Origin of the sequence: Erythrobacter cryptus DSM 12079 (assembly GCF_000422985.1) — a bacterium.
Taxonomy (GTDB): domain Bacteria; phylum Pseudomonadota; class Alphaproteobacteria; order Sphingomonadales; family Sphingomonadaceae; genus Erythrobacter; species Erythrobacter cryptus.
Window position 1 is genome coordinate 165,805 of sequence record NZ_AUHC01000002.1, and the last position, 15,658, is coordinate 181,462.

The following is a 15,658-nucleotide window of genomic DNA, read 5'->3' on the forward strand; positions in this document are numbered from 1 at the left end:
CGTTCAGCCCGCGCGTTCCACCCGGTAGAGCGCGAGCGGGCAGGCCTCCTGTCGCCTCAGCGGAAAGGTGGCCAGCGCAAAGGCGCGCCGCGCCGGATCGGCGATGAGCACGTAATCGACCGTGAAGGCATCGAGGAAGGCGCGGCTCCCCGCCGGGCCAAGCCGGCCATCGGCCATGTTGCGCGGCTCCATCATCGCCGCAAGGCCGCCCAGCGCCCCGGCGCGCGCGGCAAGATCGTCATCGCCCAGCACCAGCACCCGCGCCCCCGGCGTCTCGGCCAGGCAGGCCTCGAGCACACGCACCTCGACCGGGGCGGCAAAGCGCGGCCAGGCGCGCCAGTCGGGCACCCCTGCCGCGCCGATCCGCGCCGCCAGCACCAGCACCACCGCCACCCCCGCCATGCTTGCCGCCAGCCGGGCGACCAGCGCGCGCTGGTGCGCCGTGGCGCCGCGCACAATGCCCCAGCAGGCGATGGTGAGCAGCAGCGCCCAGGCCAGCGCGCTCAAGTAACGCGGCTCGAGATAGCCGGTGGCGACCTGCGGGGCGAGCAGCAGGCCGAGCGCGACGCAAGTGGCGCCGAGCACCACGAGACCCTTGCGCGCGTCCTTGCCTGCCTCCGCGCGCACCTGCCCGGCGGCGAGCCAGGCCAGCCCGAGCGGCGCGGCGATGAGGGCAGCCGCGCCCAGCCCCAGCGGACTCGCGGCAAGCCCCGCGCCAAGGCGCACAAGGCCGATGAGATTGCCCGCCACGCGCCCCGCCCAGGCGAGCGGATCGTCGGCCAGGCTCGGCGGCGGGGCGGGCCACCAATCGGTGACATAGGCGCGCGGATCGAGCGCGCGCGCCGCGGCGGCATTGTCGCTGGCAAAGGGGGTGCCGAAGGTGGTGAGCGAATAGGCGATCCACGGGCTTGCCGCGGCAAGCCCGGCCGCCAGCGCCGCCAGCGCGAGCCCCGCCCGGCGCGACTGCCACAGCACCGCGCCGGCCACCAGTAGGGGCACGGGCGCGCCATCAAAACGGTTGAGCGCGGCAAGGCCTGCGAGCAGCCCAAGGCCCAGCGCGCCCTTAAGCGAGCCGCCCACGCCGCGCAGCAGCCCCAGCACGATCAGCCCATAGAGCAGCAATTGCAGCGGGATGGTGCGCCCGGCGCCGAGTTCGGCAATGATCATGTTGGGGCCAATGAGCAGCACGCCCGCCGCGGCCAGGCCGAGCCACGGCGCCCCCGTCACCCGCCTGCCGATCGCCTCTGAAGTGAGCGCAAAGCCGGCAAAGGCGGCAAAGGCAAGATAAAGCCCGGTGCGCGCGCCGCTGCCGAAGGCCGCATCGCCAAGCGCGATCAGCACCGGGGTGAGCGGCGGGAAGGCGGCCGAATAGGGCGCGCTGTTCGCATAGCTGCGCCAGTGGGTGAAGCGGTAGAAATCGCCAAAGATGCTCTGCGCCAATTCGTAAAGCGCCCAGGAATCGGGCGAATAGGGGGGGTGCGCGATCATGCTGATGAGTAGCGGCGCGAGCACCAGCAGGGTGATGAGGATGGGCGCGAGCCACCCGCTGCGGGCCGGGGCCGGGCTGTGAGGGGTGTAGCCGCCGCTCGCGGCGATGAGCGCTTCCTTGAGCAACGCGAGCTTGGCGCCAAGCCCGCCGATCTTGGTCGGCACCTTGCCGCTTGGGGGATAGCGCCGCGCTACCGGCACCTCGCACACCTTGAGGCCCAGCTGCCCGGCGCGCACGGTGAGATAGAACAGCAGGCTGTAATCGGAAAACACCGCGCGGAAGGGCTGCACGAGCGGGTGGGTGAGGTAGCGCGCCGAATAGGCGCGAAAGCCGTTGGTGGTGTCGGTGAACCAGCGCCGCGCGGCAAGGCTGAGCAGCGGGGCGTGGATCAGGCGGTTGGCCAGCGTGCGCTCGAGCGGGGTGTTCTCGGCCAGCCCGCCGGGCAGATAGCGCGAGCCCTGGACATAGTCATAGCCCTCCTCGAGCCGTGCGACCATGGTGGCAATCGCCTCGATCCCGTCCTTGCCATTGCCATCGATGGTGACGATCCCGGCATAGCCCTCGCTGAGGCACCAGGCATAGGCCATGCGCAGCTGCGCCGAGAGGCGCCCCGGCCCGGTCTTGGTCAGCACCGCGCGCACGCCCTGACGGCGCAGGAAATCGGGATCGAGCGAGCCGTCGCGCGAGCCGCCATCGGCGATGATGACATCGACCGGCAGATCGGCCGCCTTGATGCGCTGGAGCTGGGCGCGGATGCGTTCGCCCTCGTTGATCACCGGGATTACCAGCGCATGGGGCCAGCGCCGCGCCCCGTGGAGCGCGATCGTATGCGCGGGTACCTCCCGGTCGGCGCCGGGGCGCGGCGGGGGGGCGGGCGCGTTCATGCCGCCTCCCTTCCCGCCGGGCGGGGGGCAAAGACCACCCAGCGGCTGAGCGCGTAATTGACCGCAAAGGAGCCGCCCGCCCCGGCGATGAGGATGGCCAGCGCCGCGCCCCCGCCGGTGAGCCGCGCGAGCAGCGCCACGATCCCCGCCCGCACGGCCAGCGTGAGCAGGCTGGCCGCGAGATAGGCCCCGGCGCGCCGGGCCGAAAGGCGGCTGTGCGCATGGCCGAAGCTCCAGCGCTGGTGGAGCACGTAATTGGCCCCGGCCGCCACGACAAAGCCCGCGCTCGCCGCCAGCCACAGCGGCGCGCCCGCCAGCCGGTGGAGCGCGAGCGCGAGGGCAAGGTCAAGCGCCAGCCCCACGAGCGTCACCGCGAAGAAGCGCAGGAAGGCGCTCATGGCCGGGCCTCCACAAGGTAGCGGCCAATCCCCTCGGACAGGCCCGGCAGGTGGGCCAGATCGGGTGCGGGGAGGATCGCGGCGGTGCAGGTGGCGGTGCCGATCGCGCGCCCGTTCAGCACCGTGAGGGTGAGCCGGGTGGGCCGGCCCGCCGCGAGCGGGGCGAGCAGCCGCGCGCGCGGCGCGTTGGCGATGCCATAGCGGGGAAAATCGGCCCAGGGATCGCCCGGCGGGGCGGCGGTTTCGGGCGATTGCTCGCGCACCACCAGAAAGCCGCCGCGCCCTTGGGCAAAGGGCGGCGCGCGGGTGAGGGTGATGACCGCAAGGCCCCCTGCCGGGGCGCTGATCGCAAGGGCAAGGCGGCTGTGCCCCAGCGGTGTCACCCGGCAGGAGGCGGGCGCCGGGGCGGGGCCGGGCGCGGCGCGGGGCACCCACAGCACCTGCTGATCGCCCCGCGCGATCGGGCGGTAGTGGCGGTAAAGCTCGGCAAAGATCGGCGCCTGCGCGCGCATCAGCCAGCCTGCCCAGCCGCTGTAATCGGGCGCGATCGTTGTGACAGCGGCCACCTCGCGCCGCGCCAGCAGCGCCGCCACGCCCGCACGGTTTTTCTCTCCCAGCGCGTGGATCAGCGCGCCGTAGGGGGTGGGGCTGCGCGCGCCCGCGGCGATATCGAGCGGTGACATATAGGCCGAAAGCAGGAGCCGGTCTGCCGCCACCCCTTGCGCGCCGAGCGCCTTGCCGAGCCGGGCCATGGCGGCAAGGTCCGCGGCATAGGCGGGGGTGACGCGAAAGCCGAGCGCGGCGGCGTGGACACTGCGCTCTGCCGTGGCAAGGAGGGGCTGAAGCCGCAGCGCCTCGCCCGCAACAAGGCCGAGCGCAGCGAGCGCGGCAAGCGCGGCGAGCGCGCCGGGCCTGAGCGCCCAGGCGCCGCGGCGCAGCAGCGGCTTTGCCTGGCGCCACAGCCAGCCCTGCCACAGGATCGCCGGCGCCGCCGCCCCGAGCATGAAGGTGATGGCGTTGTATTCTGCCCCCACGTGCCCGCCGATCTGGGGGATGAGCGCGGTGCCGGTGAGCGCCGCGGCAAGGAAGGCAAAGGCGCTGGTGCGCAGCGGCGCCCCGCGCCCCTCAAGCCGCCGCAGCGCCGCGATCAGCCCCGCGGCGGCGAGCAGCACCAGGCCCGCGCTCCCCAGGGGATCGGCGCTCTGGATAAGATGGGCAAGATCGGCCGGACCAAGGATGCGGGCGCTGCGCTGCCACGGGCCGAAGAACCAGAACTGATCGCCCGCCACGTCGCGGAAATTGTAGCCAAGCCAGCCCGCCGGGGCGCCGTGGGTGACGGCAAGGAGGATCGCCGCCGCGGCCGCAACCGTGCCGAGCGCAAGGCCGGCGAGCATCGCGGCAAGACGCGGCGGGTAGCGGTGCAGCGCCAGCACCAGCGCCGCCGCCAGCGCGAGGACCAGCGGGATCCCGGCATCATTCGACCACAACAGCCCCGCCCCCGCGGCCAGCCCCAGCCCCAGCCCGGCACACGCGGCCCGCGCCGCGGTCGCGCCCGGGGGCAGCGCCTGGCCCAGGCTCCACACCAGCACCGGCAGCACGAGGAAGGGCAGCGCCCCGCGCCAGGGGCGCAGCGAGACCCCGGGATCGAGGCTGAGCGGATAGGCCAGCCCCAGCGCAGCCGCGGCCAGCGGGCCAAGGCCGAAGAACAGGAACACGGCTATGATCGCCGCAGGCGCGCGCATGGGCGGCGGCACCGGGCGCAGCAGCCAGATGATCGCCCAGGCGCTCGCCATCGCTGATGCCACCACCGCGATCTGCGCGGCGAGGCTTGAGGCCAGCAGGGTCTTGCCGAAGGCAAGGTAGAGCGGCACCAGCGCCAGGACCATGGTGATCCCGAGATAGGACTGGAAGGCGCTGCCCAGCGCCTCGCCGCGGGCAAAGTGATCGAGCGCAAACCAGGTCTGCAGCGCCCCGTCGATCGAATTGAGGCTGTGGCCGTGGATGAGCGCAAGTGCGCGCAGCCCGATCAGCGCCGCGGCGAGCGCGACAAGGCCAAGCAGGCCCGCCACGCCCCACGGCACGCCCCGGCGCGCGGGCAAGGTGTGCTGGCTGTCAGGCATTGATGCGCCCGCTCAGCCAGCCGGCATCAAGCCCGGCAAATTCGGGCGCGGCCAGGCGCAGCGCCTCGATGAGATCATAGACATTGTCGATCTTGCCGCCGAGGATCGAGATCACCCGGCTGCCCGGCGGTTCCTGGTGGAACAGGATCGGGCGGCCATCATCGCCCTCGTTGCGGATCAGCACGGTCTTGATCTCGTAGAGCGAGCCTTCGTGGCGTGCCTCGGCAAGGCAGGGCAGATAGCGCTGTGCATCGCGCTGCATGAAGGCAAAGCGGCTCTCGCGCGGGGCCTCGGCAAAATGGCGATAGGGATCGCGCGCGCGCGGATTGTCGGCCCAGCTTTCATGCGGGGTGTAGCGCACGTGGGTGAAGGAATGGAGCGAAGCGGCGGGATAGGGCATGGCCGAGAAGAACGGCCCGTCCATCACCGTCACCCCCACGCGCGCGAGCGCGGGCGGCGGGGTGATCAGCGCCAGTTCGGCGATCTCGTGCTTGAGCCGGGCCTCGGGCAGGCCGGCGCGGGCGAGCAGGGTGTTGACCTGGGCATAGGTGGTGTTGAAGGCCCGGCGCGCGCTGATCTCGCTGCCATCGGCAAGGGCGGCGATGATGCCATCGGCGCGCTCGGCCAGCGCCACCACCGCACTGCCGAGGCGCAGCTCCACCCCGGCGGCATCGAGCCTGGCGCCAAGCCTCAGGGCGAGCACGCGGTGATCGAAGGCAACCTCGCGGCAGGCAAAGACCTCCTCGACCAATTCGGGATCGAACAGCGCCCGCTGGCTCGGCTCGGCCGGCGCGATCGGCGCGCCCATATCGCGGAACATGCGATAGAACTTCTTGGCCGTGACCTTCGAGCGGCGCCGGGCGATGGCATAGAGCATCTGGAAATCATCGCAGATGGCCTCGGGAAAATCGGCAAGGAAGCGGCGGTGGAGCAGCATCGACTTGACCGCGGTGGGGGCCGAGCGGGGATAGTGAAAGCCGGTGTGCACCCGCGCCTGGTTGACCCGCGAGGCGCGCTGCATCAGCGCCGGCTCGGCCTCGACCAGCACCACCTTGTGCCCCAGCGCGCGCAGATAGAGCGCCAGGCAGCAGCCGTAAAAGCCGCCGCCGATCACCAGGTGATCGAAGCTGGTGGCGCGCGCGCGTGCCATCAGCCGGCGCCCCGATCCTGCGCGACATTGAGATCGAAGGCGACCTGGGCGTAGAGATCGACCTGGTTGACCTCCTCGGGCGCGGGGGCGGCGCGGCTGCGGGCCTGCTGGCGCAGCAGATATTGAAGGCCGAGGCTCAGCCCGAGGGTGGAAAAGCCCATGAAGGCCGCGCTTGCCGCCAGCATCGCATTGGTGGTGAGCCAGCCGGGGGCGAGCGCCTCCTTCACCAGCGCGACCACGCCGACATAGGCGCCATAGGCAAGGCCGAGCGCCGCGAGCAGCGCCGAGGTGAGCGAGACGAGGCTCAGCACCGTCGGCGTGAGGTGGACGAGCAGGGTCTGGAACAGCTGCGCCCGGCGCGCAAGGCCGATAAAGGCATTGCGGCTTTCCACGTTCTCACCCGTGCGCAGCCATTCGACCGCGATGCGCGGATCGCGCGGGGGAAAGCGCAGCGCCAGGCGCGGCTCCTCGTGCGCGAGCAGCAGGTTGAGCGCGGTGCGCGGCACCGCCAGCGACTGGAAATCGCTGGGATCGACATGGAACCCGGCAAGCTTGCCCAGCGCGATGAAGGGCCAGGCGAGCAGGCGCTTGATCGGTCGGCGCGCCGGGCGGAAGGCCATGGCCACGGCATTCTCGCGCTCGGCAAGGTCAAGAAAGGCGATGAGATCGAGGCGGGCCAGCTCGTCGAGATGGCCGATCACCACGAGATCGCCGATCGCCTCCTCGGCGGCGATCACCCGGCGCTGGTAATATTCGGTGCCGCGCCGCACCACGAACAGGCGCAGATTGGCAAGCTCGGCGATGATCGGGAGGAAGGCGGCGTGGTCGGTCTCATCGACCACCAGCACGATCTCGCGGAAGCGGAAGGCGGCATCGAGCCGCGCGGCCAGCGCGCGCAGCTTGGCGAAGGTTTCCGCGCCGGGGGAAAGCTCGGCAAGGCAGACCGAGACGAGCACGTCCTCGCGCCGTGGGCGGAACTGGCCAAGATCAGGCTCACGCATCGCGGTGCTCCGGCGCAAGGGGGGTGGGGATGGGCACGGCGGCGGCGCGTGCCGCGGCGGCGAGGCGTTCGGCCATGCGGCCCACCTCGGCAAGGCCGCCTTGGGGTCGCCTCATCTCGATCGAGACCGCCGCGCCATAGCCCGCCGCGCCAAGGCCGCGCAGCACCTCTGCCAGCGCCGCCGCATCGGCCGGGGCCGGGGCAAGCTCGGGCTCGCTGACATGGACGTGGCCGAGGCGCGCGGCGAGCCTTGGCAGACGCCCGGGCAGCGCAGCAAAGCTGCCGTTCATGTGCAGCTCCCCGAGATCGAGGTTGAGCGTGACTGCCGGGTGATCGACCAGCGCCACGAAGGCCTCTGCCTCGGCCAGGCTGGTGAGGAAATTGGTGCCATAGGCCGCCGGGTTGGCCTCGATCGCAAGGCGGGTGCCAGCCGCCGCGGCGCGCGCGCCCAGATCGGCGAACAGGGCCGCGGCCTCACCCAGCGCGGCATCGGGCGCAAGCCCCTCGGGCACGCGGCGCTGGGTGGGCGCGCCGAACACGAGATTGGGAATGGCAAAGCGCTCGGCAAGCTCGATGGCGCGGATCATCCCGGCCTTGAAGGCGGCGCGCGCCTTGGGCGGGCCGAACAGGCTTGCCCCGGCGACGCCGAACAGCAGCGATTGCATCGAAACGAGCGTAAGCCCCGCCGCGGCGATCTCGGCAAGTGCGGTGCGTGCGCTCTGAGAATCGGGCCGGAAGGGATCCTCGGCGGCGTGGAAGAACAGCCCCGGGGCGATCTCCAGGCCGGTAAGCCCCGCCGCGGCGAGGCATTCATAGGCCGCAAGGCGCTCCGCGGGCAGCCAGGCGATGTTGGACATGGCGAGCCTCATGCCGGCACCCTTTCACCGGCAAAGAAGGCGGCGAGGCGATCGAGCGTGGCATCAGCGCCGAACTGGTAGGGCCCCTCGGCCCCCCACAGGCCGGCATGGCGAGTGCGCATGTCCTCGCGGTGGAGCCGCGCGCCCGTCTGCGGCATGGGCCGGCCCAGCAGGCGCTGATGGATCGCCGCGGCGCTGAGCGGTTCGGGCGCGAGGTGGAGATGGGTGAGCCCGGCTGCAAGCGCGATGGCAATATCCTGCCACAGCCGCATCACCGGATAATATTGGTAGGTGGTGGCGGGGTGGTGGAAGAAGGTGGCGCTTGCTCCCAGCGCTTCGAGCGCCTCCTCGAGCGCACGGCGGCGCGGATCGGCGTTGAGCACCGCCCGATCGAGCCGCAGCATCCCGGTGAGCGGATCGGGGGCATAGAGCCGCGCCAGCAGCGCGGCGAGCGGGGGGCTGAGCCGGGCAGAAAGATCGCCGAGGCGTTCGGCCCCGATCAGGCTCGGCACCGGGTTCATGAGGTCAAAGACGAAGTTCTTGACGAGGCCCGGCCCGAACAGCGCGGGCAGGCGGATGATGAGGTGGCGGGCAAAGCGGCGCTCGATGAAGGCCTCGAGCATTCGCCGGTGGCGGCCATAGGCGAGGCTTTGCTGGAAGGCGCTGGTGCCCTCGTCATCCCCCCCGGCAAAATCGGCGAGCACCGCGATGGTCGAGATCAGCACGAAGCGCTGGGCGCGCACCTGTTCGAGCCAAGCGATCAGCGCTTCGATCTGTGCCAGGTCCTCGTCAGGCGCGCGGTTGGCCGTGAGCATCGATCCCGGCGCGGCGGCGCAGACCAGCGTGCCGAAGCTCTCGCCCGCGATGCTGGCGATATTGGCGCGGTTGAAGCAGCGCGCAAAACCCGCCTGCCGCGCGAGCGCGGCGCCGACAAAGCCGGTGTGGCCGATCAGCCCATCGGGCGCCTGCTCGTCAAGGCCTGGTGTCATTGCCTGCTCGTGCCTTTGTCGCGCTGGCTGCGCCGGAGATGAGGGGCGGCGCAGACGGGGTGGGGCGTGCGGCGAGGCCGGGGCAGGCCACGCGCCGCGCACAGGCGCGGCATAATTAACATTGCTGGAGATAAGGTTAACCAGCCCGCGAGGGCACGAAGGAGCGGGCGCAGAGGGCCGCGCTATTGCAGCGTGACGATATCCTCGCTGCCGTCGTGGCGGCCGTAGAACTGCATCAATTGCACCAACAGCTCGCAGCGCTCGGAGAGGGTTTCGGCCTCGAGCAGCGCCTGCTTGCTTGCCGGATCGAAGGGGGCGATCTGTGAGACCCCGTTGATGAGCGCGCGGTCATCGAGGCGGGCGACCGAATCCCAATCGACGCTGTAGCCCTGGGCATCGGCAAAGCGCCGCGCCGCGCGCTCGAACCCGCCGCGCTCGGCGTGGGAAAGGGTCTCGCTCTCGTCCTCGTCATAGATCTCCGCCTCGATCTGGCGGAAGGCGGTGGTCACCTCCAGCTCGCGCACCAGGCGGAAGCGGGCCACGCCCTCGAGAATGAGGTTGTAGCGCCCATCGTCGAGCGCCTGCACCTCGCCGATCCGCCCGACGCAGCCGACCCGGTAGAGCGGCGCGCCCTCATACGGGCGCTGCGGCTGGATCATCGCGATCTGGCGATCGCGGATGAGGGCATCGCCCACCAGCGCGCGGTAACGCGGCTCGAAGATGTGGAGCGGCAGCTGCATCCCGGGAAACAGCACCGCGCCGGTGAGCGGGAAGATCGAAAGCCGCCTCGTCACGCAGCCAGGCTCACCCGAACAGGATGCGCGACAGCCGCCGCCGCACCCCCTTGACCCATTCGTCCTCGAGCCCGGTGGCCTCGAAGATCTTGAGCAGCTTGGCGCGCGCCGCGCCCTCGTTCCAGTCGCGGTCGGCCGCGACCATGGCGAGCAGGGTGTCGGCCGCCTCGTCGCGCAGGCCCGCGGCAAAGGCCGCCTCGGCAAAGGCGAACTGCGCGGCCATGTCCTCGGGCGCGGCCTTGGCGGCGGCGCGCAGGGACGCAAGCTCGCCCTCGTCAACCTTGGTGCCGGCCAGTTCGAGCGCCGCGCGCGCCGGGGCAACCGCGGGATCGGCGGCAAGCTTGGGATCGGCCTCGATCACTGCCATGGCGTCGCGCGCCTCCTCGATCCTGCCCTCGAGCACCAGCGCGCGCACCAGCCCGGCATGGGCGGCGGCATTGTCGGGGGCAAATTCGGTGATCTGGGCAAAGATGCTCCCCGCACGCATCGCATCGCCCGCGGCAAGGGCATCTTCGCCCATCTTGACGAATTGCGCGATTTCGGCGGGCGAAGGCCCGGCCGGCGCCCCGGCCTCGCCGCCTGCCACGGGCAATTGCGCGAGCAGCTGGTCGAGGATCGCCTTCAGCTGCGATTCGCTGCGGGCATTGGTGAGATCGGCGATCGGCTGGCCCTGGAAGATGGCATAGACCGTGGGGATCGAGCGCACCTGGAACTGCGCGGCGATGAATTGTTCCTCATCGACATTGATCTTGGCCAGCACCACGCCCTTGGCGGCATAATCGGCGGAGACTTTCTCGAGCACCGGGGCGAGCGCCTTGCACGGGGCGCACCATTCGGCCCAGAAATCGAGGATGACGAGCTTGGTCTGCGAAGGTTCGACCACTGCCTTGCGGAAGCGTTCGACCGCCTTTTGCTCATCGATGCTCAAACCCATGCTGGCCAAGTTGTCTGCTCCTTGCTTCGCGCGCGCGCACCATGCCGGCGCCGCGCCCCTGCGCAGGGGCAATGTGGGGGCAGGCAGCGCCGATGTGAAGGGCCTTGCGCTTGGCCGAGCCGCTGCTGGCGATCAAGCCTGACGAACGGGCAAATTTGCGCTTGCAGGCAGGCAGAGCCGCTGCTAATCGCGCCGCCTCTCCGGCAGATGCGCGGCTCGACGCGCGGCCGGAGCGATCAGCGAGCGGGCGTAGCTCAGGGGTAGAGCACAACCTTGCCAAGGTTGGGGTCGAGGGTTCGAATCCCTTCGCCCGCTCCAGATTTTCCAACGCGATATGGGCTGGCCCCGAGGGCCTCTTGCGCGAGGCGCTCAGCGCGTCACCACCTCGCGCGCCATCGGCGCGAGCTTGGCGAGCAGGCGGTTCTGCGCGGCAAAGGGCACGCCGGCCTCGCGCATCGCGGCCTGGAGGTTTTCCACCAGCGCGTTGAGATCGGCCTTGGTCAGCCCCATGTCCGCGTGGGCGCTGCGCATGTCGCGCCCGGTGTAGTCGCAGCCCGCGCCGATGAGGTAGCACAGTTGCTCGCCCAGCGTGCGCTTGAGCCGCACCATGTCATGGCTGGCGAAGATCGCGGCGATGCGCGGATCGGCTTCGCTCAGTTCCACCGTGCGCGCGGCGATGCGGACAATGCCCTCGCGCCCGCCGAAGGCCGCGACCAGCGCCCCGCTGGCATAGGGGGCGGCGCCGGCATTGGCGTTGGACTGTTCGTAGGGCGCAACCGGAAACTCGCCCGTCAGCGGATCGCGTTCCTTTGCCGCGATGCCGAATTCGGCGTCCCAGTCGGTGCCCTCGGCGGGGGCCTGTTGCAGCAGCATCAGCGCGGCGGCGCAGGTGACAAGCAGCATTGGCATGGCTCCTTTGCGCGGGATCAGAAGGCAACCTGCGCGGAGAGGAAGCCGCCGCGCTGGCCGGGAATGGTCGCGATCGCGCCGAGATCGACATAGGCCGCGGTCACGGTGAGGTGGCGGGTGAGCGCATAGGCGGCGAAAAGATCGATCCAGTCATCCTCGCTAAGGCCGAGATTGTCGGGCTTGGAGCGGTATTCCGTCCCCACCACCGCGCGGCGCGAAAGCTGGTAGGCCAGCGAGCCTTCAAGATGCAGCTCGTGGCCCGCCCCGGCGGCGCCGAAGCCGAGCAGGCCGAGCTCGTTCGCCTTGGTGTAGCGCAGCGTGGCATTGGCAAGCAGGCTGTGGCCGAGCAGCAGCTTGGTGGCCGAGAGGGTGACATCGGTGCCGCTCGCCGCGGCGGCGCCCAGCGCGCGCACCAGCGCGCCATCGCGGCTGCGCTTGTGCTCGATGCCGATGGCGATCTGCGGCATTGCCGCAGCGCCATAGACGAGATCGCCGGCAAGGCGCAGCTTGGCCCCGAAGGTATCGAGATTGAAGGCATAGCCCTCACCAATCCCGAGCAGCACGCCCACCTTGCGGGTGTCGAAATCGGCACGGGCATAGGACAGCTCGAGCCGGTCGCCCACGCCCACCAGCACGCCATAGGAACGCCAGCCATAATCGGCCAGTTCGATTGCGGTGGCATGGAGCGAGGCGCCGATCCCGCCGGGCATCTGCCGCCCGCCGATCGTGGCCCAGCGCGCCAGCCCTCCGCCCGAGGAGCCTTCGGCGGTGGCAACCCCGTTGGTGAGCAGCAGCTTGCCGCCCTTGAACAGCTCGGCCCGGCCGAGCCGCAAGCCCGCATCGCCAAGCGCGCTTGCACCTGCAAGCGGGGCCAGTGCGCGCTCCATCGCTGCGGGCGCGGGCGGCGCGGGCGGCGCGGGCGGGGCAACCGGCGGGGCGACCGGCGCGGCATCGATCACCGGCTCGTAGGCGATCTGCGGGTCGGCGGATGCAGCATCGCCCAAAAGGCTGCACAGCGTGGCAAGGCAGGGGGCAATAATCGACATGCCCGCCCCATTATGGGCATCTGGTAAATGGTGCCTAAACCTTGTGGCGAGGGAATCTTAAGAGAAACGGGCTAGCGCGCCGCCATGCTTGCGCGTCCTTTCTCGCTCTTGCGCCCTGTTGCCCTTGCCCTCTCCTCGCTCGTTGCTGCGGCGGGCCTCGGGCTTGCCGCGCGCGCTGCGGCACCGGCGAGCCTGAGCGTGCAGGTGGTGGATGCGGCGGGCCTGCCGGTGCGCGATGCGGTGGTCGAGCTGCGCAGCCTGCGCGCGCCAGCCGGCCCGATCCGCTTTCCCTGGAAGATGGGCATGGTGCAGAAGGATCGGCAGTTCCTGCCCGGCACCCTCATCGTCGCCCGGGGCAGCACCGTGGCCTTTCCCAATCTCGATAATGTGCGCCATTCGATCTACAGCTTTTCCAAGGCGGCGCGCTTCGAGATCGAGCTTTACGGGCGCGACCAGACCCGCACCCATACCTTCCCGGTGGCGGGCAGCGTCAAGCTCGGCTGCAACATCCATGACGAGATGCGCGGCTATATCCGCGTCACCGATACGCCCTTTGCCGCCAAGACCGATCACAACGGCTTCGTCACGCTGACCGGCGTGCCGCAGGGCGCGGCGCGGCTGACGGTGTGGCACCCGCAGCTGCGCGCGCCGGGCAATGAGATCACCTCCGCCGTCACTATTTCCGGCGCGGCGCAGACCGAGCGGCTCAAGGTCAGCCTGCGGTGAGGAAGGCCTGGCCCCTGATGCGCGGCTTTCGCGCGCTCAGCACCCGCATCGCGGTGCTTTACGGCACGCTGTTTGCCGTGGTGCTGGCGCTGGTGGTGAGCCTCGCTGCGGGCGGGCTTGCCCGCTTTGCCGAGGCCAGCGCGGCGCGCGACATGGCCGCCAATGCCCGGGTGTTCGACGAGATCCTTGCCGCCCGCGCGCGCCAGATGGGCGACGAGGCCGCCGTGCTGGCGCGCGATTTCGGCTTTCGCGAGGCGGTGGCGACCGCCGATGCGCCGACCATATCGAGCGCGCTGGCCAGCCTCGAGGCGCGGGTGCGCAGCGACAGCGCCTTCGTGCTCACGCTCGAGGGTGAGGTGATCGGCGCGGGCGACACCGCGATTGCCGATCCGCAGGCGCTGATGGCGCGGCTCGATGCCGGCGCGGGGCGGGGGATCATCGCGGGCAGCAAGGGGCTGGCGCTCGCCGCTGCCGCGCCGATCGAGGCGCCCGATCTGATCGGCTGGCTGGTGATCGCCCAGCCCATGAACCGTGCCGAGCTTGACCGGCTGGTCGAGCTGGCGCCGATCGCGCTCGAGGCCGAGGTGGTCGATGCCGCAGCCGCCCCCGCCTGGCAGCGCCGGGCGCGGGCGGGCGCGGTGTTCGAGCGCGAGATTGGCGGCGCGCGCTTCCTCTATCACCTGTCCGATCTGCCGGTGCTCGCGGACGGCATCGCCCCGCGGCTGGTGCTGCGCCACGCGCTGGCGCAATCGCTGGCGGCCTATGCCGGGCTCAAGGCGCTGCTCGCCGCGCTGGCGGCGGGCGGGATTGCGCTCGCGGTGGGGTTGAGCTGGCGGGTGGCGCGCTCGGTGACCGAGCCGCTCGCCGAACTCGATGCCGCCACGCGGATGATCGGCGCGGGGCGCGAGGTCAGCCTGGCGGTGCGCACCGGGGACGAGATCGGGCGCCTTGCCGAAAGCTTCAACCAGATGGTCAGCGCGATTGCCGAGCGCGAGCGGCAGATCATCCATGTGGGCCTGCATGATGGACTGACCGGGCTTCCCAACCGCAAGCTCTTTACCGAACAGCTCGCCAATGCCCTTGCCCGCCGCGCGAAGGGCGAGAAGGTGCTGGTCGCCTATGTCGATCTTGATGATTTCAAGCTGGTCAACGACACGCTCGGCCACCCGGCGGGCGATGCGCTGCTCAAGCTGGTGGCGGCGCATCTCAGCGAGGACCTGCCCGAGGCGCTGGTCGCGCGCCTCGGGGGCGATGAATTTGCGGTGCTGATCGACGGGATCGACGAAAAGGCCAACCTTGCCGCGATTGCCGACCGGCTGCAGGCCAGTTTCGACCGTCCGATCACCATCAACGGCCAGGCCGCGCCGTGCAGCGCCAGCATCGGCATCGCGCTTGCCCCCGGCGATGGCGCGGATGGCGTTACCCTGATGAAGAACGCCGATCTGGCGCTCTACCGCGCCAAGCACGAGGGCAAGGCCAGCTATCACTTTTTCGAGCCCGGGCTCGATGAAGCCGCGCGCCGCCGCCGCCAGCTCGAGGTCGATCTGCGCAGCGCCATCCGCGAAGGCCAGTTCGCGCTGCATTTCCAGCCGCTCTACAGCGTGGTGCAGCAGCGCCTCACCGGGTTCGAGGCGCTGATCCGCTGGGATCATCCCGAGCGCGGGCGGGTAAGTCCGGCCGAGTTCATCACATTGGCCGAGGAAACCGGGCTGATCATTCCGATCGGCGAATGGGTGCTGCGCGAGGCCTGCCACCAGGCCAGCACCTGGCCTGCTGACATTTCGGTCGCGGTCAATGTCTCGCCGCGACAATTTGCCGCGCCGAGGCTTGCCGCCACGGTGCTCTCGGCGCTTTCGGCAAGCGGGCTGGCGCCCGGCAGGCTCGAGCTCGAGATCACCGAGAGCATCTTCATCGCCGATGTCGATGCCACGCTGGCGACGCTCCATTCGCTGCGCAATCTCGGAATCAGAATTGCGCTCGATGATTTCGGCACCGGCTATTCCTCGCTCAGCTACCTGCGCTCCTTCCCCTTCGACAAGGTCAAGATCGACAAGAGCTTCGTTGCCGATCTGGGCACCAGCCCCAATGGCCACGCGGTGATCCGCGCGATCACCACGCTGGCCGATGCGCTGGGGATGGAGACGCTCGCCGAGGGGGTGGAGCACATGGCGCAGTTCGAGGTGCTGGCGCGCGAGGGTTGCCAGAACATCCAGGGCTACCTGTTCTCGCGGCCCGTGCCGGCCGAAGCCGTGCCCGACCTGATCGCCGAAGCCGCCGGGGCCGAGCGCCAGTTGCGCGCCTGACCGGCACCCCGGGCCGTCCGTGCGCCCTGCGGGCGCGAGCGCCGACCGGCCGCATCATC

The 15,658-nt window shown here is 70.6% G+C and carries 13 protein-coding genes and 1 tRNA gene; 3 read left to right on the forward strand and 11 right to left on the reverse strand.

Annotation, left to right across the window (positions count from 1 at the left end; genetic code table 11):
• Positions 1–3 precede the first annotated feature (3 nt).
• The 9 genes from G524_RS17045 to G524_RS0103685 form a co-directional block, all read right to left on the reverse strand.
• Positions 4–2,373 carry a glycosyltransferase family 2 protein gene (locus tag G524_RS17045; protein WP_211219271.1) on the reverse strand — a complete coding sequence of 790 codons (2,370 nt, stop codon included), beginning with the start codon at positions 2,371–2,373 and terminating at the stop codon, positions 4–6.
• On the reverse strand, positions 2,370–2,771 hold the full coding sequence (locus G524_RS0103650) for a GtrA family protein (protein ID WP_027442494.1): 402 nt from the start codon (positions 2,769–2,771) through the stop codon (positions 2,370–2,372). Before G524_RS0103650 ends, G524_RS17045 begins: the two co-directional genes overlap by 4 nt.
• Positions 2,768–4,891, reverse strand: coding sequence for a hypothetical protein (locus G524_RS0103655; protein WP_027442495.1), 2,124 nt, complete (start codon positions 4,889–4,891; stop codon positions 2,768–2,770). Before G524_RS0103655 ends, G524_RS0103650 begins: the two co-directional genes overlap by 4 nt.
• A complete protein-coding gene (locus G524_RS0103660; protein WP_027442496.1) occupies positions 4,884–6,041 on the reverse strand; it encodes an NAD(P)/FAD-dependent oxidoreductase in 1,158 nt (385 codons plus the stop codon). Before G524_RS0103660 ends, G524_RS0103655 begins: the two co-directional genes overlap by 8 nt.
• On the reverse strand, positions 6,041–7,042 hold the full coding sequence (locus tag G524_RS0103665) for a hypothetical protein (RefSeq protein WP_027442497.1): 1,002 nt from the start codon (positions 7,040–7,042) through the stop codon (positions 6,041–6,043). The genes G524_RS0103660 and G524_RS0103665 overlap by 1 nt, the downstream gene beginning before the upstream one ends.
• Positions 7,035–7,910, reverse strand: a complete 876-nt coding sequence (locus G524_RS16245; RefSeq protein WP_051220881.1) for a sugar phosphate isomerase/epimerase family protein — start codon at positions 7,908–7,910, stop codon at positions 7,035–7,037. Before G524_RS16245 ends, G524_RS0103665 begins: the two co-directional genes overlap by 8 nt.
• Entirely contained in the window at positions 7,907–8,887 is a 981-nt protein-coding gene (locus G524_RS0103675; RefSeq protein ID WP_027442498.1) for an NAD-dependent epimerase/dehydratase family protein, read from the reverse strand. The genes G524_RS16245 and G524_RS0103675 overlap by 4 nt, the downstream gene beginning before the upstream one ends.
• Before the next feature lie 182 nt (positions 8,888–9,069).
• Complete coding sequence (locus G524_RS0103680; RefSeq protein WP_027442499.1) at positions 9,070–9,681, reverse strand: LON peptidase substrate-binding domain-containing protein; 612 nt, start codon at positions 9,679–9,681, stop codon at positions 9,070–9,072.
• A 10-nt stretch (positions 9,682–9,691) separates the two neighbouring features.
• Complete coding sequence (locus G524_RS0103685) at positions 9,692–10,615, reverse strand: tetratricopeptide repeat protein (protein ID WP_027442500.1); 924 nt, start codon at positions 10,613–10,615, stop codon at positions 9,692–9,694.
• A 243-nt stretch (positions 10,616–10,858) separates the two neighbouring features.
• Between G524_RS0103685 and G524_RS0103695 the strand changes: the two genes are divergently transcribed.
• Positions 10,859–10,933 (forward strand) — tRNA-Gly (locus G524_RS0103695).
• 51 nt (positions 10,934–10,984) lie between these two features.
• Here G524_RS0103695 and G524_RS0103700 read toward each other — a convergent pair.
• Together G524_RS0103700 and G524_RS0103705 are read right to left on the reverse strand one after the other, a co-directional pair.
• A complete protein-coding gene (locus G524_RS0103700) occupies positions 10,985–11,518 on the reverse strand; it encodes a group I truncated hemoglobin (protein ID WP_084625034.1) in 534 nt (177 codons plus the stop codon).
• 23 nt (positions 11,519–11,541) lie between these two features.
• On the reverse strand, positions 11,542–12,570 hold the full coding sequence (locus G524_RS0103705; protein ID WP_245561278.1) for a DUF3034 family protein: 1,029 nt from the start codon (positions 12,568–12,570) through the stop codon (positions 11,542–11,544).
• Positions 12,571–12,654: 84 nt separating this feature from the next.
• Between G524_RS0103705 and G524_RS0103710 the strand changes: the two genes are divergently transcribed.
• Together G524_RS0103710 and G524_RS0103715 are read left to right on the forward strand one after the other, a co-directional pair.
• Complete coding sequence (locus tag G524_RS0103710) at positions 12,655–13,296, forward strand: cupredoxin domain-containing protein (protein WP_245561279.1); 642 nt, start codon at positions 12,655–12,657, stop codon at positions 13,294–13,296.
• Positions 13,297–13,313: 17 nt separating this feature from the next.
• Positions 13,314–15,599: an EAL domain-containing protein gene (locus G524_RS0103715; protein WP_051220882.1), complete on the forward strand. Its 2,286-nt coding sequence runs from the start codon at positions 13,314–13,316 to the stop codon at positions 15,597–15,599.
• The last annotated feature ends 59 nt before the right edge of the window (positions 15,600–15,658 follow it).